The organism is Streptomyces sp. NPDC088350 (assembly GCF_044753545.1).
Classification (GTDB): Bacteria; Actinomycetota; Actinomycetes; order Streptomycetales; family Streptomycetaceae; genus Streptomyces.
In genome coordinates this window covers 262,712-284,554 of record NZ_JBIVNL010000007.1, presented here as the reverse complement: position 1 = coordinate 284,554, position 21,843 = coordinate 262,712, and the positions used below count along the sequence as shown (strand labels likewise).

Genomic DNA, 21,843 nt, shown 5'->3' with positions numbered 1-21,843 from the left:
AGGTTGCCATGGGTGAGGTTGGGTCGACGGGCCAGGATGGTCTGGCACCGCCGGGAAGCGCCGTTGTCGGTGCCCACCTTTGCGACGGAATGTTCCTGCGGGTGGACTCAGGAGCGGGCCGGGAGAGTGGGCCGAGCGAAGGCGGGCCAGGAGAGCGGGCGGGGCGAGGGCCGCCCCAGTCGTCCAGCCCGCTACAAGGCAACCTCGGCCAACCCGCCACAGGCAGCCCCTGGCCACCACGCCCTCCGCCACTCGGCGAAGCCGCACTTTCCCGTCACTCACCCGAGCCGTGACACACCCCTGCTCACCACCCCGGCCGTAACTCTCCGCCCCCACCTGACAACTCCCCCAACTCGCCGGAGGCTAATGCGCGGCCGATTCCCAGTCCGGCCCCACTCCCACCGACACATCGAGAGGCGCCCGGAGATGCACCGCGCCGGCCATCTCGTGGCGGACGAGTTCCTCCGTGGCCGCTCGCTCCCCGGGGGCGATCTCCAGGACGATTTCGTCGTGGACCTGGAGGAGCATGCGGGACTTGAGGTCGGCCTCGCGGAGGGCGGTGTCGACCTTGAGCATGGCCATCTTGACGATGTCCGCCGCGGTGCCCTGGATCGGGGCGTTGAGGGCCATGCGCTCGGCCGCCTCGCGGCGTTGGCGGTTGTCGCTGTTGAGGTCGGGGAGGTAGCGGCGACGGCCGAAAAGGGTCGCCGTGTAGCCCGTCGCCCGTGCCTCGTCGACCGCCCGGCGCAGATAGTCCCGTACGCCGCCGAAGCGCTCGAAGTACGTGTCCATGAGGACCCGCGCCTCGCCCGCGTCGATGTTCAGCTGCTGGGAGAGGCCGAAAGCCGACAGCCCGTAGGCGAGGCCGTACGACATCGCCTTGATCTTGCGGCGCATCTCCGCATCCACCGCGGCACCCTCGACGGAGAACACCTGGGAGGCGACCGTGGTGTGCAGGTCCTCGCCCGAGGTGAACGCCTCCAACAGGCCCTCGTCCTCGGAGAGATGGGCCATCACGCGGAGTTCGATCTGGCTGTAGTCCGCGGTCATGAGGGACTCGAAGCCCTCGCCCACGACGAAGCCCCGGCGGATCGCCCTGCCCTCGTCCGTGCGGACCGGGATGTTCTGCAGGTTCGGGTCCGTCGAGGAGAGGCGGCCGGTCGCCGCCACCGTCTGGTTGAAGGTGGTGTGGATGCGGTCGTCCGTCGCGATCGTCTTGATCAGGCCCTCGACGGTGACGCGCAGCTTCGCCTGTTCGCGGTGGCGGAGCATGATGACCGGCAGTTCGTTCTCCGTCTGGTTGGCCAGCCAGGCCAGGGCGTCGGCGTCGGTGGTGTAGCCGGTCTTCGTCTTCTTGGTCTTGGGCAGACCGAGTTCGCCGAAGAGGACTTCCTGGAGCTGCTTGGGCGAGCCGAGGTTGAACTCGTGTCCGGCCGCCGCGTGCGCCTCCTTCACCGCCTGCTGGACGGCGCCGGCGAACATCTGCTCCATGGCTTCGAGGTGGGCCTTGTCCGCCGCGATGCCGTACCGCTCCAGGCGGGCGAGCAGGATCGAGGTGGGCAGTTCCATGTCACGGAGGAGGTCTGCCGCGCCGACTTCCTGGAGGCGCTCCTCGAAGGCCTCGCCCAGGTCGAGGATGGCGCGGGCCTGCACCATCAGGGCGTCCGCCTCGGCGCCGTCGTCCGCGCCGAAGGCCAGCTGGCCGTCGGCCGTGGCGGCGGGGGCCAGCTCGCGGCCGAGGTACTCCAGGGACAGGGCGTCCAGGTCGAAGGAGCGGCGGCCGGGCTTGACCAGGTAGGCGGCGAGCGCGGTGTCCATGGTGATGCCGGCGATGGTCCAGCCGTGCTCGGCGAAGACCCGCATCGCGCCCTTGGCGTTGTGGAACACCTTGGGGCGGTCGGCGTCGGCCAGCCAGGCCGCGAACGTGTTCTCGTCGCTCTCGTCCAGCTCGGCGGGGTCGAACCAGGCGGCCGCTCCCCCGGCGGCGGCGAGCGCGACCTCGGTCACCGAACCGGAGCCGAGCGCCCAGGTGTCGACGGTGGCGACGCCGAGGGGCTCGGTGCCGTAGTCGGACAGCCAGCCGGTCAGTTCGCCGGTGCCGAGGACCGAGCCGTCGACCGCCACTCCGCTCTCGGCGGGCGGGGTCGCGTCGGCCTCCTCGTTGCCCGGGTCGACGGCCAGGAGTCGCTCGCGCAGCGAGGGGTTGCGGATCTCCAGGGTGTCGAGAACCATCGCGACGGACGGGCGGTCGTAGGGAGCGCGCTCCAGATCGACGACCGTCTTGGGCAGGTCGACGTCCTTGACCATCTCGGTCAGGCGGCGGTTGAGCTTGACCGCGTCCAGGTGGTCGCGGAGGTTCTGCCCGGCCTTGCCCTTGACCTCGTCGACGCGGTCGACCAACTCGGCGAACGAACCGAACTGGTTGATCCACTTCGCGGCGGTCTTCTCGCCGACGCCGGGGATGCCCGGGAGGTTGTCCGACGGGTCGCCGCGCAGGGCCGCGAAGTCGGGGTACTGGGCCGGCGTCAACCCGTACTTCTCGACGACCTTCTCCGGAGTGAACCGGGTCAGCTCGGAGACGCCCTTCGTCGGGTAGAGCACGGTGGTGTGCTCGGACACCAGCTGGAAGGAGTCGCGGTCGCCGGTGACGATCAGCACGTCGAAGCCCTCGGCCTCGGCCTGGGTGGCGAGGGTGGCGATGACGTCGTCGGCCTCGAAGCCGTCGACCGCGAACCGGGAGACGTGCATCGCGTCGAGCAGCTCGCCGATCAGCTCGACCTGGCCCTTGAACTCGTCCGGGGTCTTGGAGCGGTTGGCCTTGTACTCGGTGAACTCCTCGGAGCGCCACGTCTTGCGGGACACGTCGAAGGCCACCGCGAAGTGCGTGGGCGCCTCGTCGCGCAGGGTGTTGGCCAGCATCGACGCGAAGCCGTAGATGGCGTTCGTCGGCTGGCCCGTCGCGGTCGTGAAGTTCTCCGCGGGCAGCGCGAAGAACGCGCGGTAGGCCAGCGAGTGCCCGTCCATCAGCATCAGCCGTGGACGGTCTCCGCCGGAGGTCTTGTCGGTCTTCTTCGATGCTGTCTCTGCCACGACCCCGATCCTGCCACGTGCCACTGACAGTCGGGCCCCACCGACGGCCGGGGCCGCCCGGCGCGGTCATTGTCAGCGGTGCGTGCGAGGATCGAGGACACAGCCCACACGTGCCAGCGAAGGGGAGGCCCGCGATGGCCACGAAGCCGCCCAAGGGTGATCCGGTCCAGGACGCGCCGCAGGTCACCGAGCCGAAGCATGCCGCGGCCGGACTTCCGGCGATCGGCCACACGCTGCGCATCGCCCAGCAGCAGATGGGTGTGAGGCGCACCGCGCTGACGCTGCTGCGGGTCAATCAGAAGGACGGCTTCGACTGCCCGGGCTGCGCCTGGCCGGAGCCGGACCACCGGCACGCGGCGGAGTTCTGTGAGAACGGCGCGAAGGCGGTCGCCGAGGAAGCCACCCTGCGCCGGGTCGGTCCCGGGTTCTTCGCCGCCCATCCGGTGGCCGATCTCGCGACCCGCAGCGGCTACTGGCTGGGCCAGCAGGGGCGTCTCACGCACCCCATGTATCTCCCCGAAGGGGCCGAGCACTACGAACCGGTCACCTGGGAGCGTGCCTTCGACATCGTCGCGGAGGAGATCGCCGCCCTCGGCTCCCCGGACGAGGCCCTCTTCTACACCTCGGGCCGCACCAGCAACGAGGCCGCGTTCCTGTACCAGTTGTTCGCGCGGGAGCTGGGCACCAACAATCTGCCGGACTGCTCGAACATGTGCCACGAGTCGTCGGGTTCGGCGCTGAACGAGACGATCGGCATCGGCAAGGGCAGCGTCCTCCTGGAGGACCTCTACCAGGCCGACCTGATCGTGGTCGCCGGGCAGAACCCGGGCACCAACCACCCGCGCATGCTCTCCGCCCTGGAGAAGGCCAAGGCCAACGGCGCGAAGATCATCAGCGTCAACCCGCTGCCCGAGGCGGGCCTGGAGAAGTTCAAGAACCCGCAGACCCCGCAGGGCATGCTCAAGGGCGCCGCCCTCACCGACCTGTTCCTGCAGATCCGCATCGGCGGCGACCAGGCCCTCTTCCGCCTCCTGAACAAGCTCATCCTGGAGACGGAGGGTGCCGTCGACCAGGCCTTCATCGACGAACACACGCACGGCTACGAGGAGTTCGCCGCCGCCGCGCGGGACGCCGACTGGGACGAGACGCTCCTGGCGACCGGGCTGACCCGCCCGGAGATCGAGAAGGCGCTGGCCATGGTCCTCGCCTCCGAGCGCACCATCGTGTGCTGGGCGATGGGCCTCACCCAGCACAAGCACGCCGTCCCGACCATCCGCGAGGTCGTCAACTTCCTTCTGCTGCGCGGCGACATCGGCCGCCCCGGCGCGGGCGTGTGCCCGGTGCGCGGCCACAGCAACGTGCAGGGCGACCGCACTATGGGCATCTTCGAGCGTCCCGCACCCGCCTTCCTGGACGCCCTGGAGAAGGAGTTCGGCTTCGCCCCGCCGCGCGAGCACGGCTACGACGTCGTCGCCGCGATCCGCGCCCTGCGCGACGGCGACGCGAAGGTGTTCTTCGCGATGGGCGGCAACTTCGTGTCCGCCTCCCCCGACACCGAGGTCACCGAGGCGGCCATGCGGCGCGCCAGTCTCACCGTGCACGTGTCGACGAAGCTGAACCGCTCGCACGTCGTCACGGGCGCGCGTGCCCTCATCCTGCCCACCCTGGGACGCACCGAGCGCGATCTCCAGGGCGGCGGCGAGCAGTTCGTGACCGTCGAGGACTCCATGGGCATGGTGCACGCCTCCCGCGGCCGTCTGGAGCCCGCGGGGAAGGATCTGCTGTCCGAGCCGGCCATCGTGTGCCGCCTCGCCCGCCGCGTCCTCGGCGAGGAGTCCCGCACGCCGTGGGAGGAGTTCGAGAAGGACTACGCGACGATCCGCGACCGCATCGCGCGCGTGATCCCCGGTTTCCAGGACTTCAACGCGCGTGTCGCGCACCCCGGCGGCTTCGCCCTCCCGCACGCCCCGCGCGACGAGCGCCGCTTCCCGACCGCCACCGGCAAGGCCAACTTCACCGCCGCGCCCGTCGAATACCCCGAACTGCCCGAAGGCCGCCTGCTGTTGCAGACGCTGCGCTCGCACGACCAGTACAACACCACGATCTACGGCCTCGACGACCGCTACCGGGGCATCAAGAACGGCCGCCGGGTCGTCCTCGTCCACCCCGAGGACGCCGACCGGCTGGGGATCGCCGACGGGTCGTACGTCGACCTGGTCGGCGAGTGGAAGGACGGCGTGGAGCGGCGGGCGCCCGGTTTCCGGGTCGTGCACTATCCGACCGCGCGGGGCTGCGCCGCCGCCTACTACCCGGAGACCAACGTCCTGGTCCCCCTGGACGCCACCGCCGACACCAGCAACACCCCGGCCAGCAAGTCCGTCGTCGTCCGTCTGGAACAATCGGCGACCGACTGAGCGTTTGCTCAGTGGCCGAGGCAGTGATCACGACGAACGGAGTCGGACCCCATGGGTGAGCAGCAGCAGGGGAAGTTCCCGCAAGAGGTCATCGACGAGTACGCCACGCTCGGCGTCGACATACTCGCCCTCTTCTCCGCCGGCCACCTCGGCACCCGGATGGGCGTGGAGGTCGTCGAGGCGTCCGCCGAGCGCGTCGTCGGCACCATGCCGGTCGAGGGCAACACCCAGCCCTACGGACTGCTGCACGGCGGCGCCTCCGCCGTCCTGGCCGAGACCCTCGGCTCGCTCGGGTCCATGCTGCACGGCGGCAGCACGAAGGTCGCCGTCGGCGTTGACCTGAACTGCACCCACCACCGCGGCGCCCGCTCCGGCCTGGTGACCGGAGTGGCCACCCCCGTGCACCGCGGCCGGTCGACGGCGACGTACGAGATCGTGATCAGTGACGAGGAGGGGCGGCGCGTGTGCACCGCCCGGCTGACCTGCCTGCTGCGGGACGTGAAGCCCGGTGACGGGATTCCGGCGCGCGCCGCGAGCTGATCCCGGACACACCACCGGCCGATCCCGGACGCGGTCCGTCTTTCCCCACCCCCGTCCGCTCCCCTACCGTTCCCCCATGAGGCTGCCGGCATGAGCGGTATCGGGCCCGTCGAATCCGTCGACTCACCCGAGGTGGACGGGAGTTACGAAGTCATCGGCGGCGACGCGCCCCGCCTGACGGACCGCTGGCACACCCTGTCGCCGCGAGCCCGCAGGACCGCACTGGCGGCGGGCGCGGTCGCCGTCGCGGCCACCGGAGCCGTCCTCCTGCCACCGCGCACGCGGGCCGACCCGGCCCCGCCCCTGCCCTGGCCCGCGAACGTCACCGAATGGCGCTACATCGGACTCGCCCAGACCACCGACTCCCCCACCACGACCGGCTTCTTCCGCTTCGCGGTGACCGTGGACAGCGGACCCCCCGTCACCGTGCGGGTCATCGGCGCCGCGTTCGACGGACTCACCGCCCAGGCCGTCCCCGAACCGGTCTTCACCGTGCGCGTCGGCGCGACCCACCGTGTCACGGTGCAGATATCCGTTTCCGACTGTTCGGGACTGCCCCTGAATGCGGACCTCGCCTTTCTGGACGTAACGCTGCGTAACACGCGCGCAATACAACACCACAGTTTCATCTTCGGCAGCAACTACTCCAAGGACCTCTCCCAGCTCCTCCACAGGGCCTGCGACACGACAAACGCCAGGCCAGGCCCACGGCCAAGCGGAAGTGCAGGTTCTCAAAATGTGGACCGAGGGTGAATTGCGCCAAACCGGCCGAGACTCACCCTCCGCCAAGCTCGCCAACCGGCACGTCATAACAAGAAAGTCACAAGCCAGCGCACGACGATGCCCATGCCTACAGACCGGGCTTAGAGTCACGGCCAGTCACCGCTCCATCGGGAGTTCGGTACCAGCGCAGCACCCTCCGCCCCACCCGGGCGACTGTGCCTGCGGAAAGGACAGATTGTGCGACAGCGTTCTCTGGTGATTCTTACCTCCGTCCTCACCACCGGAGCTCTGACCCTCACCGCCTGCGGCTCCCGGGACAGCGGCAGCAAGAGCGACAGCGGGTCCACCACCCTGACCATCGGTGTCGACGCCCCGCTCTCCGGTGAGAACTCCACCACCGGCCTCGGCATCCAGTACGGCGTGCAGATCGCCGTCGACGACGCCAACAAGAACAACTGGGTCCCCGGCGTCAAGTTCAAGCTCAAGGCCCTGGACGACAAGGCCCAGCCCGCCACCGGCCAGTCCAACGCCACCGCCTTCACCGGCGACAGCAACATTGTCGGCGCCGTCGGCCCGCTGAACTCCGGCGTCGCCCAGTCGATGCAACAGGTGTTCGCCTCCGCCAACATGGTCGAGATCTCCCCCTCGAACACCAACCCCGCCCTGACCCAGGGCAAGGACTGGGCGACCACCAAGACGCGGCCGTACAAGACGTACTTCCGCACCGCCACCACCGACGCCCTCCAGGGTGCGTTCGCCGCCGACTACGCGTACAACGGCCTCAAGAAGAAGAAGGCCTTCGTCGTCGACGACAAGCAGACCTACGGCGCCGGCCTGGCCGGAATCTTCAACAGCGCCTTCAAGAAGCTCGGCGGCTCCATCGCCGGCACCGACCACGTCAACACCGGCGACACCGACTTCAGCTCCCTCGTCACCAAGATCAAGAACTCCGGCGCCGACCTGCTCTACTACGGCGGCCAGTACGACGAGTCGGAGAAGATCACCAAGCAGCTCAAGGGCGCCGGCGTCAAGATCCCGCTGTTCGGCGGTGACGGCATGTTCGCCACCACCTACATCCAGACCGCCGGCAAGGCCGCCGAAGGCGACCTCGCCACCTCCGTCGGCGTCCCCGCCGACACCCTGCCCGCCGCCAAGCAGTTCATCGCGACCTACAAGGCCAAGGGCTACAAGGGTGACTACGGCGCCTACGGTGCCTACGCCTACGACGCCGCCACCGCCATCATCAAGGCAGTGAAGGCCGTCAAGGACGCCAACGGCAACAAGCTGCCCGCCAGCAGCGACCTGCGCTCCAAGGTCGTCGACGCCGTACAGAAGTCCGACTTCGAAGGCATCTCCGGCAAGGTCGCCTTCGACCAGTACGGCGACACCACCAACAAGCAGCTCACCGTCTACCAGGTCACCAACGGCGCCTGGAAGGCCGTCAAGACCGGCACCTTCAACGGCAGCTGATCAACTGAGCACCACCGCACCACGGGCCGCGCGGAAGGAGGATCCCGACCGCGCGGCCCGTTTCCACACCCCCACCCAGGCACGCGATCTGTGCACACGACCACCAGCGACAATGGAGGCCACGCGGTGAACACCCTGCCGCAGCAGCTGGCCAACGGGCTGCTCCTAGGCTCGATGTACGGGCTGATCGCCATCGGCTACACGATGGTGTACGGCATCGTCCAGCTCATCAACTTCGCGCACGGCGAGATCTTCATGACCGGGGCCTTCGGCGCCCTCACGGTCTACGCCTACATCCTGCCCGACGGCACCTCGATGGTGGTCGCCGTACCACTCATGCTGATCGGCGGCGGAATCGTCTCCGTCGTAGTCGCGGTAGGGGCCGAACGATTCGCCTACCGCCCCCTGCGGCAAGCGCCACGGCTGGCCCCCCTCATCACCGCCATCGGCCTCTCCCTGTCACTCCAGGAACTCGTCCGGAACTTCTACCCGGGCGCCGACAAGGCCCGCTCCTTCCCCAGCCTCGACGGCAACCACGGCATCGGCTCCGTCACCATCTCCGACGCCGACATCTTCCTGGTCCTCGCCGCCGTCATCTGCATGTCCGGCCTCGCCTGGTTCGTCCGCAAGAGCCGCACCGGCCGCGCCATGCAGGCCACCGCCCAGGACCCGGACACCGCGCAGCTCATGGGCATCGACACCAACCGCATCATCGTCATAGCGTTCGCCATCGGCGGCTTCTTCGCCGCCGTCGCAGCCGTCTCCTACGGCCTCAAGTACGGCAACATCGACTACCGCATGGGCTTCCTGATGGGCCTCAAGGCCTTCACCGCAGCCGTCATGGGCGGCATCGGCAACATCTACGGCGCCATGCTCGGCGGAGTCGTCCTCGGCGTGGCCGAAACCCTCGCCTCCGCCTACATCAGCAAGATCCCCGGCATGGAACAGCTCGGCGGCTCCAGCTGGGCCAACGTCTGGGCCTTCTGTCTCCTCATCCTCGTACTGCTGTTCAGGCCACAGGGCCTGCTCGGCGAACGCGTCGCGGACAGGGCGTGATCACATGACCGAGACGACCGAGACCCCCAAGACGCCGGCCGCCGCCCCCGCGGAACAGCGCGGCCTCATCCCGCTGCCCCTCGCGGCGGCCCGCGCCCTCCTCCTGGCCGGCGGCATCGCCACCGCGGCCTCCACGTTCCTGCGCTGGACCTGGACCTCCGACTTCCCCGGCGACCTCACCGTCAACGGCTACCCCGGCGGCCTGCAGATCCTCACCCTCGTCGCCGGCATCATCACCACGGTGTTCGCCCTCTCCACCTACGGCGTCCGAGGACTCGGCTGGCTGCTGCCCGCCCGCAACAACGCGCCCCTCGTCCTCACCGCCCTCGGCGGCTTCGCCGTCACCTGGTACACGGTCATCGCGATCGCCGCGAAACTCGGCGGCATCGTCAACTGGGAACCCGGCACCTACATCGCCGCCATCGCCTCCCTGCTCCCCGTCATCGGCGCCCTCGCCCTCCCGCAGGACGCCACCGACACCACCAAGGAAGCGCTCAAGGCGTACATCACCAAGGCCGACCGCGTCCCGGCCCCCCAGGCCACCGCACCCTGGGTCCAGCGACTCGTCATCACGATCGTCGCCGCCCTCGCCCTCACCGTCTTCGCCTACGGCATCGACGCCGAGGACCAACTCTTCGTCGGCTTCCTCATCGTCGTCGTCTTCACCGCCTGGGCCCTGCAGACCGCCGGCCTCTTCGACCGCTTCAGCCGCCTCACGGCCCAGAACCGCAGCTTCGCCCTCGCCATGGGCTTCGTCGCCGCGATCGGCTTCCCCTTCACCCAGACCAACGACCACTACGCCAACCTCGGCGTCAACATCCTGATCTTCGGGACCGTCGCCCTCGGCCTCAACATCGTCGTCGGCCTCGCCGGACTCCTCGACCTCGGATACGTCGCCTTCCTCGGCGTCGGCGCCTACACCGCAGCCCTGGTCTCCGGCTCCGAGTTCTCCAAGTTCTCCGGCGTCCAGTTCCCCTTCTGGGCCGCCGCCCTCACCGGCGCCGTCGCCAGCCTGATCTTCGGCGTCCTCATCGGCGCCCCCACCCTGCGGCTGCGCGGCGACTACCTCGCCATCGTGACCCTCGGCTTCGGAGAGATCTTCCGCATCTCCGTCAACAACATGGACGGCGTCTCCGGCCCCGACATCACCAACGGCCCCAACGGCATCCCGTCCATCCCCGACCTGTCGTTCTTCGGATTCAACTTCGGGGAGAACCACGACATCGCCGGATTCACCATCGGCCGGTTCGCCAACTACTACCTGCTCATGGTCCTGATCAGCGCCCTCGTCGTCACGATCTACCGCCGCGCCTCGGACTCCCGCATCGGCCGCTCCTGGATCGCCATCCGCGAGGACGAGACCGCCGCCACCGCCATGGGCATCAACGGCTTCCGCGTCAAGCTCATCGCGTTCGCCCTCGGCGCCACCCTCGCCGGCCTCGCCGGCACGGTCAGCGCCCACGTCACCTACAGCGTCGTGCCGAACCCGTACCAGTTCGCCGGAGCGGCCCCGCCCAACTCCGCGTTCCTGCTCGCCGCCGTCGTCCTCGGCGGCATGGGCACCGTCTCCGGACCCTTCCTCGGCGCCGCCCTGCTCTACCTGCTCCCGGAGAAGCTCGTCGCCCTCCAGGACAAGTCGCTCCTCGCGTTCGGCATCGCGCTCATCCTCCTGATGCGCTTCCGCCCCGAGGGCATCATCCCCAACCGCCGACGCCAGTTGGAGTTCCACGAGACCGGCCAACTCGACGTACCGGACACCACGACCCTGACCGACGAACCGGCCATCACCAAGGCAGGGGCGTAGAGAGCCATGACGACACCAGTACTCGAAGCCCGTGACGTCACCATGCGCTTCGGCGGCCTCACCGCCGTCCGCTCCGTCGACTTCACCGTCAACGCCGGCGAGATCGTAGGCCTCATCGGCCCCAACGGCGCCGGCAAGACCACCTTCTTCAACTGCCTCACGGGCCTCTACGTCCCCACCGAGGGCACGGTCTCCTACCAGGGCACGGTGCTTCCCCCGAAGCCCCACCTGGTCACCAAGGCAGGCATCGCCCGCACCTTCCAGAACATCCGCCTGTTCGCCAACATGACGGTCCTGGAAAACGTCCTCGTCGGCCGCCACACCCGCACCAAGGAAGGCCTCTGGTCGGCCCTCCTCCGCGGCCCCGGCTTCAAGAAGGCCGAAAAGGCGAGCGAAGAACGCGCCATGGAACTCCTGGAGTTCATCGGCCTCGCCCACAAGCGCGACCACTTGGCACGCAACCTCCCCTACGGCGAACAGCGCAAGCTGGAGATCGCCCGCGCCCTCGCGTCCGAGCCGGGCCTGCTCCTCCTCGACGAGCCGACCGCCGGCATGAACCCCCAGGAGACGCGGGCGACCGAGGAGTTGGTCTTCGCCATCCGCGACAAGGGCATCGCCGTCCTCGTCATCGAGCACGACATGCGCTTCATCTTCAACCTCTGCGACCGCGTCGCCGTCCTCGTCCAGGGCGAGAAACTCGTCGAAGGCACCTCCGACGTCGTCCAGGCCGACGAACGCGTCGTAGCCGCCTACCTCGGCGAACCCTTCGAAGGCGCCACCGACGACACCCCGGCGGAAACGGAAGCGGAGAGCACCACCAGCACCGAGGGAGAAGCCCAGTGACCGCACTGCTAGAGGTCGAGGACCTCAGGGTCGCCTACGGCAAGATCGAAGCCGTCAAGGGCATCTCCTTCAGCGTCGAGGCCGGCCAGGTCGTCACCCTCATCGGCACCAACGGCGCCGGCAAGACGACCACCCTGCGCACCCTCTCAGGCCTGCTGCAGCCCGCAGGCGGCACCATCACCTTCGACGGCAAACCGCTGAAGAACGTCCCCGCGCACAAGATCGTCTCCCTCGGGCTGGCCCACTCCCCCGAAGGCCGGCACATCTTCCCCCGCCTCACCATCGCGGAGAACCTCCAGCTCGGCGCCTTCCTCCGCAAGGACAAAGAAGGCATCGAAAAGGACATCCAGCGCGCCTACGACCTCTTCCCGATCCTGGGAGAGCGCCAGAAGCAGGCCGCGGGAACCCTTTCCGGCGGTGAGCAGCAGATGCTGGCGATGGGCCGCGCGCTCATGTCCCAGCCGAAGCTGCTGATGCTCGACGAGCCGTCCATGGGCCTCTCGCCGATCATGATGCAGAAGATCATGGCGACGATCGTCGAACTGAAGGCATCCGGCACGACGATCCTCCTCGTCGAACAGAACGCCCAGGCAGCCCTGTCGCTCGCCGACCAGGGCCACGTCATGGAGGTCGGCAACATCGTCCTCTCCGGCACGGGCCAGGACCTCCTGCACGACGAGTCGGTACGCAAGGCGTACCTCGGCGAGGACTAGGTCCTTTCCGTTCGTTTCCTACGACGAGGCCCGCGCCCCCAGCTTCGGGGGCGCGGGCCTCGTCGTAGTCGTACTGCCGTGGGCCGGTGTCAGCCCTTCGCGGACTTCTTCTCGTCGGCGTCCAGGATGACCGCCTCGGCGACCTGCTGCATGGACATCCGACGGTCCATCGACGTCTTCTGGATCCACCGGAACGCCGCCGGCTCGGACAGCCCGTACTCGGTCTGCAGGATCGACTTCGCACGGTCGACCAGCTTGCGGGTCTCCAGCCGCAGGGTGAGGTCGGCGACCTCCTGCTCCAGCTGCTTCAACTCGGTGAAGCGGGACACCGCCATCTCAATGGCCGGCACAACGTCACTCTTGCTGAACGGCTTCACGAGGTACGCCATCGCACCGGCGTCCCGAGCCCGCTCCACCAGGTCGCGCTGCGAGAAGGCAGTGAGCATCAGCACCGGGGCGATCCCCTCCTCGGCGATCTTCTCGGCGGCGGAGATACCGTCCAGCTTGGGCATCTTCACATCGAGGATCACGAGGTCGGGCTTGTGCTCACGGGCCAGCTCCACGGCCTGCTCACCGTCGCCCGCCTCGCCCACGACGGTGTAGCCCTCTTCTTCGAGCATCTCTTTGAGATCGAGCCGGATCAGGGCCTCGTCCTCGGCGATGACGACACGGGTCGTCAGCGGAGGCACGTGCGACTTGTCGTCGTCGGGCGCGTCTACGGGCTGGGGCGACTCGGGGGCGGTCACGGGGGCTCCTCGTTCAGGGCACGGGGGTAGTGCTGACAAGAGCCTACCTAGCTGCGATAAGGTAGGGGCACAGCGGGAGACCGCTGACCTTTGTTTTAGGGGAAGCCCCGGTAGTCCAGCGGTAGAGACACGGTGCTCAAACCACCGACAGCGTCGGTTCGAATCCGACCCGGGGCACTTTTCCTTCGAATCGAAGGTTGACATTTTAAGCGGAGGTTCACGTTCGCGTGAACCTCCGCTTTTACTGCGTGTCGCGACGATCACTCTCACAGAGTGTCCACATGTACGACATCAGCACACGTAAGCGAGCGCTCGCGCTGGTCGAGCAGGGCCGCAGCCTCAACTCCGTAAGCCGCGAGACCGGCATCTCACGCGCCGCGATCCGCTCTTGGCAGGACCGGCTCGAACCGCTGCCCAGCATTGCGACTACGGACCCCGGACCCCCCGCCGACGATCACGCCTACTCCTACCTCCTGGGCCTCTACCTCGGCGACGGCTGCATCAGCGCCCACCCCCGGGGCACCGGCTACTACCTCAGGATCGCGTGCGCCGACGCATGGCCCGGACTCCTTCAACTGTGCCGCGAGGCCATAACGAAGGTGCGCCCCGACATCGGCGTCTACGCGCTCCAGAAGGAGGGCTACGCGATGGTCACCAGTTACTCCCGGCACTGGCCCAACCTGTTCCCCCAGCATGCCCCCGGCAAGAAACACGAGCGCCAAATCGCCCTCGAACCCTGGCAGCAGGACATCGTCGACACCCACCCCTGGGACTTCATCCGGGGCCTCATCCACTCCGACGGCTGCCGCAGCACCAACTGGACGACCCGCGTGGTCGCCGGTGAACGCAAGCGCTACGAATATCCCCGTTACTTCTTCACCAACCTCTCCGCGGACATCAGGCAGCTCTACACCGACACCCTCGACAAGGTCGAAGTCAGCTGGAAGCAGGCGAACGCTTACAACATCTCGGTCGCCCGCAAAGCCTCCGTAGCCCTGATGGACACCCGCGTAGGCCCCAAACACTGACCCCGCAACATGACACGTCACCGCATTCACCTAGTCGTCGCCCTTTTCGATGCGCGGCGGGTTATTGCGGGGCCTCAGCCGTGTCGAAAGGCCGTGAATTCATCCGCGACGGCGATGTTCGTTTCGCCGTCGCTCTCCTCGGCCATTGCGTATGCGCGGAGCCGATGACGAAAAGGGCAAGTAACTCCTCGCCGGCAAAGCGCGGTTGTCGCGGACTTCTTTCGGCGGACTTCGCGATCGTCGCGCCGTAGCGGCTACTTGGGGCTGTCGTCCTCGCCGATGTGGTGGACGCGGACGAGGTTGGTCGCGCCGGCGACTCCGGGTGGTGAGCCGGCCGTGATGACGACGATGTCGCCCTTCTGGCAGCGGCCGTACTTGAGGAGGAGTTCGTCGACCTGGTCGACCATGGCGTCGGTGGAGTCGACGTGGGGGCCGAGGAAGGTCTCCACGCCCCAGGTGAGGGTGAGTTGGGCGCGGGTGGCCGGTTCGGGGGTGAAGGCGAGGACCGGGATGGGTGAGCGGTAGCGGGAGAGGCGGCGGACCGTGTCGCCGGACTGGGTGAAGGCGACGAGGAACTTCGCGCCGAGGAAGTCACCCATCTCGGCGGCGGCTCGGGCGACGGCACCGCCCTGGGTGCGGGGCTTGTTGCGTTCGGTCAGCGGGGGCAGGCCCTTGGCGAGGATGTCCTCCTCGGCCGCTTCGACGATGCGGGCCATGGTGGTGACCGTCGCGATGGGGTATTTGCCGACGCTGGTCTCGCCGGAGAGCATCACGGCGTCCGTGCCGTCGATGACGGCGTTGGCCACGTCCGAGGCTTCCGCGCGCGTGGGGCGGGAGTTCTCGATCATCGAGTCGAGCATCTGGGTGGCGACGATGACCGGTTTGGCGTTGCGCTTGGCGAGTTTGATCGCGCGCTTCTGGACGATCGGGACCTGTTCGAGGGGCATTTCGACGCCGAGGTCGCCGCGGGCGACCATGATGCCGTCGAAGGCGGCGACGATGTCGTCGATGGCCTCGACCGCCTGGGGTTTCTCGACCTTGGCGATGACGGGGAGGCGGTGGCCCTCCTCGTCCATGATGCGGTGGACGTCGTCGATGTCCTTGCCGCTGCGGACGAAGGAGAGGGCGATGACGTCGAAGCCGGAGCGCAGTGCCCAGCGGAGGTCGGCCTCGTCCTTGTCGGAGAGGGCGGGGACGGAGACGGCGACTCCGGGGAGGTTGAGGCCCTTGTGGTCGGAGACCATGCCGCCTTCGACGACCTTGGTGCGGACGCGGGGGCCGTCGACGGAGGTGACTTCGAGGCAGACCTTGCCGTCGTCGACGAGGACGCGTTCGCCGGGGGCGACGTCGGCGGCGAGGCCGGCGTAGGTCGTTCCGCAGGAGTGGCGGTCGCCTTCGGCGCCTTCTTCGACGGTGATGGTGAAGGTGTCTCCGCGTTCAAGGAGTACGGGGCCTTCGGTGAAGCGGCCGAGTCGGATCTTCGGGCCTTGAAGGTCGGCGAGCATTCCGACGTTGCGGCCGGTCTCTTCGGCGGCCTTTCGCACGCGCTGGAAGCGCTCCTCGTGCTCGGCGTGGGTGCCGTGGCTGAGGTTGAAGCGGGCTACGTCCATTCCGGCTTCGACCAGGGCTTTGATCTGGTCGTACGAGTCGGTGGCGGGGCCCAATGTACAGACGATTTTTGCTCGACGCATGGTGTGAGCCTAGGCCTTACCGACGGGTAGGGAATTGGCCCTGCATGACTACTCAACAACCTTTGGGTGAAGGGTTATTGACAAAGCTTGAATGTGCGGCGGGGTGCTCCTATGAGCATCCGAATGGCGGAATGGGGACCGCGGGCTACAGGCTCGGGGGTGCCATCGTGAAGCGCGCGTTGACCTGGGCGTACACGTGTTGCCGTTGGGGTTCGAGGTCGAGGGGTGCGGCGGCGGTGTCCTCGGCGGCTGCGCCCGCGAAGGACATGGAGCGCATACGACCCTGGGGTGCGCCGTAGGTCTGGGCGTTCTCGGCTCCGATGTCGGCCAGCTCCACGAGTGCGGCGAGGGTGGTGCCGAGTGCTTCGGCGTATTCGCGGGCGCGCTGGACGGCTTCGCGTACGGCTTGCTGGCGGGCCTGGCGGTGGACGGGCGAGTCGGGGCGCAGGGCCCACCAGGGGCCGTCGACGCGGGTGAGGTCGAGGTCGGCGAGGCGGGTGGTGAGTTCGCCGAGGGAGGTGAAGTCGGTGAGTTCGGCGGTGATGTTGACCCTGCCGTGGTAGCGGTGGACGCGTTCGCCGCGGCCGTGTTTGGTGAGTTCGGGGGTGATGGAGAAGCCGCCGGTTTCGAGGCGTTCGACGGCGTCGCCGTAGCTTTTGACCAGGTCGAGGACGGTGGCGTTGCGGCGGGTGAGGTCGTCGAGGGCGGTGCGGCGGTCGGTGCCGCGGGCGGCGACGGTGATGCCGATGCGGGCGATCTCGGGGTCGACTTCGAGGCGTGCTTCGCCGCGGACGGCGATGCGGGGGGCGTCGGGGGTGCCGTAGGGGACGGGGGGTTGGGGGTCGTCCGTGCTGGGCGTGGTCATACGTCCCACTCTGTCAGGTGTGTCGCCTGGTGGTCATCAGATCGAAACCTGGGGGACCTGTCGCATCCGGTAAGAAGCGAGTAAGAATCTACGCGCGTCGTTGACCGTTTCCCGAGGAGATCCAGACATGCCCTTGAACCGCCGGAAGTTCCTGAAGAAGTCCGCTGTGACGGGCGCCGGGGTCGCGCTGGCCGGTGCGGCGGCGGCTCCGGCGGCGCAGGCCGCGGAGAAGAAGCCGGCCAAGCACGCGAAGCGGTACTCGCTGACCGTGATGGGCACGACGGACCTGCACGGGCATGTCTTCAACTGGGACTACTTCAAGGACGCGGAGTACGCGGACGCCAAGGGCAACGCGATGGGTCTGGCGCGGGTCTCGACCCTGGTGAACCAGATCCGGCAGGAGAAGGGGCGGCGGAACACGCTGCTGCTGGACGCGGGCGACACGATCCAGGGCACTCCGCTGACGTACTACTTCGCGAAGGTGGACCCGATCACCGCCAAGGGCGGCCCGGTGCATCCGATGGCGCAGGCGATGAACGCGATCGGGTACGACGCGGCGGCGCTGGGCAACCACGAGTTCAACTACGGCATCGAGACGCTGCGGAAGTTCGAGGACCAGTGCCGCTTCCCGCTGCTGGGGGCGAACGCGCTGGACGCGAAGACGCTGAAGCCGGCGTTCCCGCCGTACTTCATCAAGAAGTTCCAGGTGCCGGGTGCTCCGCCGGTGAAGGTGGCGGTGCTGGGGCTGACGAACCCGGGGATCGCGATCTGGGACAAGGCGTATGTGCAGGGGAAGTTGACGTTCCCGGGGCTTGAGGAGCAGGCGGCGAAGTGGGTGCCGAAGCTCAAGTCGATGGGGGCGGATGTCGTCGTGGTGTCGGCGCATTCGGGGTCGTCGGGGACGTCGTCGTACGGTGATCAGCTGCCGTACGTGGAGAACTCGGCGGCGCTCGTCGCGCAGCAGGTGCCGGGGATCGACGCGATTCTGGTGGGTCATGCGCATGTGGAGATCCCGGAGTTGAAGGTCACGAACACGGCGACGGGGAAGACGGTCGTGCTGTCCGAACCGCTGTGCTTCGCCGAGCGGTTGAGCGTGTTCGACGTCGAGTTGGTCTTCGAGAAGGGCCGTTGGACGGTCGAGTCGGTGGCGGCGTCGCTGCGGGACGCGAAGACGGTCGCGGACGATCCGAAGATCACGCGGTTGCTGAAGGACGAGCACGCGCTGGTCGTGGAGTACGTCAACCAGGTGGTCGGTACGGCGACGGCGACGCTGACGACGGTCGAGGCGCGGTACAAGGACGCCCCGATCATCGATCTGATCACCAGGGTCCAGGAGGACGTGGTGAAGGCGGCGTTGGCGGGGACGGCGTACGCGTCGCTGCCGGTGGTCGCGCAGGCGTCGCCGTTCTCGCGGACGTCGGCGATCCCGGCGGGCGAGGTGACGATCCGGGATCTGTCGGGCCTGTACGTGTTCGACAACACGCTCGTCGCAAAGCTGCTGACGGGTGCTCAGGTGCGGGCGTATCTGGAGTACTCGGCGCAGTACTTCGTGCAGACGGCGGCGGACGCGGTCGTCGACACGGAGAAGCTGACGAACGCGAACGGCCGTCCGGACTACAACTACGACTATGTGTCGGGGTTCTCTTACGAGATCGACATCGCGCAGGCGGCGGGTTCACGGATCAAGAACCTGACGTACAACGGTGCGGCGCTGGACGACGCGCAGCAGTTCGTGCTGGCGGTGAACAACTACCGGGCGAACGGCGGCGGTGCGTTCCCGCATGTGGCGGCGGCGACCGAGGTGTGGTCGGAGTCGACGGAGATCCGGACGCGGATCGCGGAGTGGGTGACCGCGAAGGGTGTGCTGGACCCGGCTGAATTCGCCTCGGTGGACTGGAAGTTGACGCGGAACGGGACGCCGGTCTTCTAGTGCCCGCCGGTCTTCTGGTGCCCGCTGGTCTTCTGGTGCCTGCTGGAGCCCTCACCTGCCTTCGACGAGCGGGGTGAGGGTCCTGGCCTGCCGGGCCGGGGGGATGTGCGGCTGGGGGTCGAGTCCGAAGGTGGTGAAGGCCGTTCGGCCCGGCAGGGGGTAAGGCTCTTTGCCGGTGAGGGAGTTGAGGATGGTGGCGCTGCGCCAGGCGGCGAGGCCGAGGTCGGGGGCGCCGACTCCGTGGGTGTGGAGTTCGGCGTTCTGGACGTAGACCTGGCAGCCCGCGCCGGTGACGGAGGGGTCGAGGACGAGCCTGAACCGGTCGTCCACGCGCGGGCGTTCGGCGCTGTCGCGGCGCATGTAGGGGTCGAGTCCGGCGAGGATGCGGCCGAGGGGGCGTTCGCGGTAGCCGGTGGCGAGGACGACGGCGTCGGTGGTGAGGCGTGAGCGGGTGTTCTGCTGGACGTGTTCCAGGTGGAGTTCGACCTTGGTCGTGGCGATTCTGCCCGCCGTGCGGACGCGGACGCCGGGGGTGAGGACGGCGTCGGGCCAACCGCCGTGCAGCGTACGGCGGTAGAGCTCGTCGTGGATGGCGGCGATGGTACCGGCGTCGATGCCCTTGTGGAGTTGCCACTGTGCGCCGACCAGGCGGTCACGGACCGGCTCGGCGAGGGCGTGGAAGTAGCGGGTGTAGTCGGGGGTGAAGTGCTCCAGGCCGAGCTTGGAGTACTCCATGGGCGCGAACGCCTCGCTGCGGCCGAGCCAGTGGATCTTCTCGTGTCCCGCGGGCCGGTTGCGGAGCAGGTCGAGGAAGACCTCGGCGCCGGTCTGTCCCGAGCCGATGACGGTGATGTGCTCCGCGGCGAGGAACGTTTCGCGGTGGGCGAGGTAGTCGGCGGCGTGCACGACGGGGACGCCGGGGGCCTCGACGAGGGGCTTGAGCGGGTCCGGGACGTAGGGGGCGGTGCCGACGCCGAGGACGATGTTCTTCGTGTACGTCCGGCCGAGGGCTTCCGCTTCTCCGTCGGAGTCGAGCTGGGTGAAGTCGACCTCGAAGACGTCGCGTTCGGGGTTGAAGCGGACGGCGTCGACCTGGTGGCCGAAGTGGAGTCCGGGGAGGCTGTCCGCGACCCAGCGGCAGTAGGCGTCGTACTCGGCGCGCTGGATGTGGAAGCGCTCGGCGAAGTAGAAGGGGAAGAGGCGGTCGCGGTCCTTGAGGTAGTTGAGGAAGGACCAGGGGCTGGCGGGGTCGGCGAGGGTCACCAGGTCGGCGAGGAAGGGGACTTGGACGGTGGTGCCGTCGATGAGGAGGCCGGGGTGCCAGTCGAAGCCGGGGCGCTGTTCGTAGAAGGCGGTGTCGAGTTCGGTGAGGGGGTGGGCGAGGGCGGCGAGGGAGAGGTTGAAGGGTCCGATGCCGATGCCGACCAGGTCGCGGGGTGCTTCGGGTTCGTGGCGTGGGGGGTTGGGGGTCTGGGGATGACCCGTCGGGGGGTGGCTCATCGGGGGGTGTGTCCTTCCACCAGTTTCAGGAGGGCGGCCAGGTCGTCGGGCCGGGTGTGGGGGTTGAGGAGGGTGGCCTTGAGCCAGAGCCGGCCGTCGAGCGCGGCCCGGCCGAGGACGGCCCGTCCGTCGGTGAGGAGTTGGCGGCGTACGGCGGCCACGGCGTCGTCGGTGGCTTCGGCGGGCCGGAACAGGACGGTGCTGATGACGGGCGGGTCGTAGAGCTCGAAGCCGGGGTGGTTGTGGATGAGGGCGGCGAACTCCCGTGCGCGGGCGCAGACTTGGTCGACGAGGGTGCCGAGTCCGGTGCGGCCGAGGGTTTTCAGGGTGGCGGCGATCTTGAGGACGTCGGGGCGTCGGGTGGTGCGCATCGAGCGGCCGAGTAGGTCGGGCAGGCCCGCTTCGGTGTCGTCGTCGGCGTTGAGGTAGTCGGCGCGCTGGGTGAGGGCGGCGAGGTCGCGGGGGTGGCGTACGGCGAGGAGGCCGGCGGCGACGGGCTGCCAGCCGAGTTTGTGCAGGTCGAGGGTGACGGTGTGGGCGCGGTCGAGGCCGGCGAGTTTGTCGCGGTGGCGGTCGCTGAAGGTGAGGCCTCCGCCGTAGGCGGCGTCGATGTGGAGGCGGGCGCCGTGGGCGGCGCACAGGCCGGCGATCTCGGGGAGCGGGTCGATGAGGCCGGCGTCGGTGGTGCCGGCGGTGGCGGCGACCAGGACGGAGCCGCGCGGGCCGGGCAGTGCGGTGAGGGCCTCGTCGAGGGCGGCGGGGTCGAGGGTGCCGGCGGGGGCGGGGACGACGACGGGGTCGGGCAGTCCGAGGAGCCAGGCGGCGCGGGGCAGGGAGTGGTGGGCGTTGCTTCCGCAGACCAACTGCACGGTGCCGCCGTGGGCTTCGCGGGCGAGGAGGAGGGCGAGTTGGTTGGCTTCGGTGCCGCCGGTGGTGACGAGGGCGTCGGCGAGGCCGATCTCGTGGGCGAGGGTGCGGGTCACGAGGGCTTCGAGGGCGGAGGCGGCGGGGGCCTGGTCCCAGGAGTCCAGCGACGGGTTGAGGGCGCTGACGGCGAGGTCGGCGGCGGTGGCCACGGCGAGCGGCGGGCAGTGCAGGTGCGCTGCGCAGAGCGGGTCGGCGGGGTCGGCGGCGCCTTCCGCGAGGGCGTGTACGAGGGTGCGCAGGGCGTCGGGGTCGCCGTCGTCGGGGAGTACGTCCCCGACGGCGTCCCTCATGCGGGCGGCGACCGCGTCGGGGCCGCCGGCGGGGAACGGGCCGCCGCGTGCCCGCCGTCCGGTGCCGAGCGCGTCGAGGACGGTGTCGAGCAACGGGCGCAGGGCGTCGGGGCCTTCGGCACCTGAGGCGAGGGGCGCGTTGCTCATGGGCTGTCCTCCGGGGCGCGGGGCAGAGAGGGTTCCAGCTTGGACCCGGATGAGTCGACGCGCCCG

Annotated in this window: 16 protein-coding genes and 1 tRNA gene; 11 read left to right on the top strand and 6 right to left on the bottom strand. The window is 68.7% G+C overall.

Annotation, left to right across the window (positions count from 1 at the left end):
* Window positions 1–363: 363 nt before the first annotated feature.
* Window positions 364–3,090 carry a DNA polymerase I gene (gene polA / locus ACIQBL_RS25870; RefSeq protein WP_401945299.1) on the bottom strand — a complete coding sequence of 909 codons (2,727 nt, stop codon included), beginning with the start codon at window positions 3,088–3,090 and terminating at the stop codon, window positions 364–366.
* Between the two features lie 134 nt (window positions 3,091–3,224).
* Here polA and ACIQBL_RS25865 point away from each other — a divergent pair, with 134 nt between their 5' ends.
* From ACIQBL_RS25865 to ACIQBL_RS25830, 8 genes are all read left to right on the top strand, one after another.
* The gene (locus ACIQBL_RS25865; RefSeq protein WP_401945298.1) at window positions 3,225–5,504 is read left to right on the top strand and encodes an FdhF/YdeP family oxidoreductase; all 2,280 of its coding nucleotides are present in this window, start codon (window positions 3,225–3,227) and stop codon (window positions 5,502–5,504) included.
* 51 nt (window positions 5,505–5,555) lie between these two features.
* Window positions 5,556–6,044, top strand: coding sequence for a PaaI family thioesterase (locus ACIQBL_RS25860; protein WP_401945297.1), 489 nt, complete (start codon window positions 5,556–5,558; stop codon window positions 6,042–6,044).
* 90 nt (window positions 6,045–6,134) lie between these two features.
* Window positions 6,135–6,797: a hypothetical protein gene (locus tag ACIQBL_RS25855; protein WP_401945296.1), complete on the top strand. Its 663-nt coding sequence runs from the start codon at window positions 6,135–6,137 to the stop codon at window positions 6,795–6,797.
* 222 nt (window positions 6,798–7,019) lie between these two features.
* A complete protein-coding gene (locus ACIQBL_RS25850; protein ID WP_401945778.1) occupies window positions 7,020–8,237 on the top strand; it encodes a branched-chain amino acid ABC transporter substrate-binding protein in 1,218 nt (405 codons plus the stop codon).
* Window positions 8,238–8,363: 126 nt separating this feature from the next.
* Window positions 8,364–9,293 (top strand): branched-chain amino acid ABC transporter permease, encoded by a 930-nt coding sequence (locus ACIQBL_RS25845; RefSeq protein ID WP_401945295.1) that lies wholly within the window; start codon window positions 8,364–8,366, stop codon window positions 9,291–9,293.
* Between the two features lie 4 nt (window positions 9,294–9,297).
* A complete protein-coding gene (locus ACIQBL_RS25840) occupies window positions 9,298–11,097 on the top strand; it encodes a branched-chain amino acid ABC transporter permease (protein ID WP_401945294.1) in 1,800 nt (599 codons plus the stop codon).
* Window positions 11,098–11,103: 6 nt separating this feature from the next.
* Entirely contained in the window at window positions 11,104–11,940 is an 837-nt protein-coding gene (locus ACIQBL_RS25835) for an ABC transporter ATP-binding protein (RefSeq protein WP_401945293.1), read from the top strand.
* Window positions 11,937–12,653 (top strand): ABC transporter ATP-binding protein, encoded by a 717-nt coding sequence (locus ACIQBL_RS25830; protein WP_401945292.1) that lies wholly within the window; start codon window positions 11,937–11,939, stop codon window positions 12,651–12,653. The genes ACIQBL_RS25835 and ACIQBL_RS25830 overlap by 4 nt, the downstream gene beginning before the upstream one ends.
* Before the next feature lie 89 nt (window positions 12,654–12,742).
* Here ACIQBL_RS25830 and ACIQBL_RS25825 read toward each other — a convergent pair whose 3' ends face one another.
* Window positions 12,743–13,399 (bottom strand): ANTAR domain-containing response regulator, encoded by a 657-nt coding sequence (locus ACIQBL_RS25825; protein WP_401945291.1) that lies wholly within the window; start codon window positions 13,397–13,399, stop codon window positions 12,743–12,745.
* A gap of 104 nt (window positions 13,400–13,503) precedes the next feature.
* Here ACIQBL_RS25825 and ACIQBL_RS25820 point away from each other — a divergent pair.
* Both ACIQBL_RS25820 and ACIQBL_RS25815 read left to right on the top strand, forming a co-directional pair.
* Window positions 13,504–13,576: transfer RNA gene (locus ACIQBL_RS25820), tRNA-Leu, on the top strand.
* Window positions 13,577–13,680: 104 nt separating this feature from the next.
* Window positions 13,681–14,427 (top strand): helix-turn-helix domain-containing protein, encoded by a 747-nt coding sequence (locus ACIQBL_RS25815; RefSeq protein ID WP_401945290.1) that lies wholly within the window; start codon window positions 13,681–13,683, stop codon window positions 14,425–14,427.
* A gap of 254 nt (window positions 14,428–14,681) precedes the next feature.
* Here ACIQBL_RS25815 and pyk read toward each other — a convergent pair whose 3' ends face one another.
* A complete protein-coding gene (gene pyk, locus ACIQBL_RS25810; RefSeq protein WP_401945289.1) occupies window positions 14,682–16,118 on the bottom strand; it encodes a pyruvate kinase in 1,437 nt (478 codons plus the stop codon).
* A 145-nt stretch (window positions 16,119–16,263) separates the two neighbouring features.
* Window positions 16,264–16,983 carry an SIMPL domain-containing protein gene (locus ACIQBL_RS25805; RefSeq protein ID WP_401945288.1) on the bottom strand — a complete coding sequence of 240 codons (720 nt, stop codon included), beginning with the start codon at window positions 16,981–16,983 and terminating at the stop codon, window positions 16,264–16,266.
* A 127-nt stretch (window positions 16,984–17,110) separates the two neighbouring features.
* Between ACIQBL_RS25805 and ACIQBL_RS25800 the strand changes: the two genes are divergently transcribed.
* Window positions 17,111–18,913, top strand: a complete 1,803-nt coding sequence (locus ACIQBL_RS25800) for a bifunctional metallophosphatase/5'-nucleotidase (protein WP_401945287.1) — start codon at window positions 17,111–17,113, stop codon at window positions 18,911–18,913.
* Between the two features lie 51 nt (window positions 18,914–18,964).
* Here the strand turns inward: ACIQBL_RS25800 and ACIQBL_RS25795 are convergent, their stop codons facing one another.
* Together ACIQBL_RS25795 and ACIQBL_RS25790 are read right to left on the bottom strand one after the other, a co-directional pair.
* Window positions 18,965–20,413: a lysine N(6)-hydroxylase/L-ornithine N(5)-oxygenase family protein gene (locus ACIQBL_RS25795; protein WP_401945286.1), complete on the bottom strand. Its 1,449-nt coding sequence runs from the start codon at window positions 20,411–20,413 to the stop codon at window positions 18,965–18,967.
* Window positions 20,410–21,777 carry a pyridoxal phosphate-dependent decarboxylase family protein gene (locus tag ACIQBL_RS25790; RefSeq protein ID WP_401945285.1) on the bottom strand — a complete coding sequence of 456 codons (1,368 nt, stop codon included), beginning with the start codon at window positions 21,775–21,777 and terminating at the stop codon, window positions 20,410–20,412. The genes ACIQBL_RS25795 and ACIQBL_RS25790 overlap by 4 nt, the downstream gene beginning before the upstream one ends.
* Window positions 21,778–21,843 lie beyond the last annotated feature (66 nt).

What these genes read in the sequence shown, in the direction of transcription:
- ACIQBL_RS25840 (WP_401945294.1), top strand. Translation starts at nt 9,298, where the DNA reads ATGACCGAGACGACCGAGACCCCCAAGACGCCGGCCGCCGCCCCCGCG.
- ACIQBL_RS25800 (WP_401945287.1), top strand. Translation starts at nt 17,111, where the DNA reads ATGCCCTTGAACCGCCGGAAGTTCCTGAAGAAGTCCGCTGTGACGGGC.
- ACIQBL_RS25835 (WP_401945293.1), top strand. Translation starts at nt 11,104, where the DNA reads ATGACGACACCAGTACTCGAAGCCCGTGACGTCACCATGCGCTTCGGC.
- ACIQBL_RS25860 (WP_401945297.1), top strand. Translation starts at nt 5,556, where the DNA reads ATGGGTGAGCAGCAGCAGGGGAAGTTCCCGCAAGAGGTCATCGACGAG.
- ACIQBL_RS25815 (WP_401945290.1), top strand. Translation starts at nt 13,681, where the DNA reads ATGTACGACATCAGCACACGTAAGCGAGCGCTCGCGCTGGTCGAGCAG.
- ACIQBL_RS25795 (WP_401945286.1), bottom strand. Translation starts at nt 20,413, where the DNA reads ATGAGCCACCCCCCGACGGGTCATCCCCAGACCCCCAACCCCCCACGC.
- pyk (WP_401945289.1), bottom strand. Translation starts at nt 16,118, where the DNA reads ATGCGTCGAGCAAAAATCGTCTGTACATTGGGCCCCGCCACCGACTCG.
- ACIQBL_RS25865 (WP_401945298.1), top strand. Translation starts at nt 3,225, where the DNA reads ATGGCCACGAAGCCGCCCAAGGGTGATCCGGTCCAGGACGCGCCGCAG.
- ACIQBL_RS25855 (WP_401945296.1), top strand. Translation starts at nt 6,135, where the DNA reads ATGAGCGGTATCGGGCCCGTCGAATCCGTCGACTCACCCGAGGTGGAC.
- ACIQBL_RS25805 (WP_401945288.1), bottom strand. Translation starts at nt 16,983, where the DNA reads ATGACCACGCCCAGCACGGACGACCCCCAACCCCCCGTCCCCTACGGC.
- ACIQBL_RS25790 (WP_401945285.1), bottom strand. Translation starts at nt 21,777, where the DNA reads ATGAGCAACGCGCCCCTCGCCTCAGGTGCCGAAGGCCCCGACGCCCTG.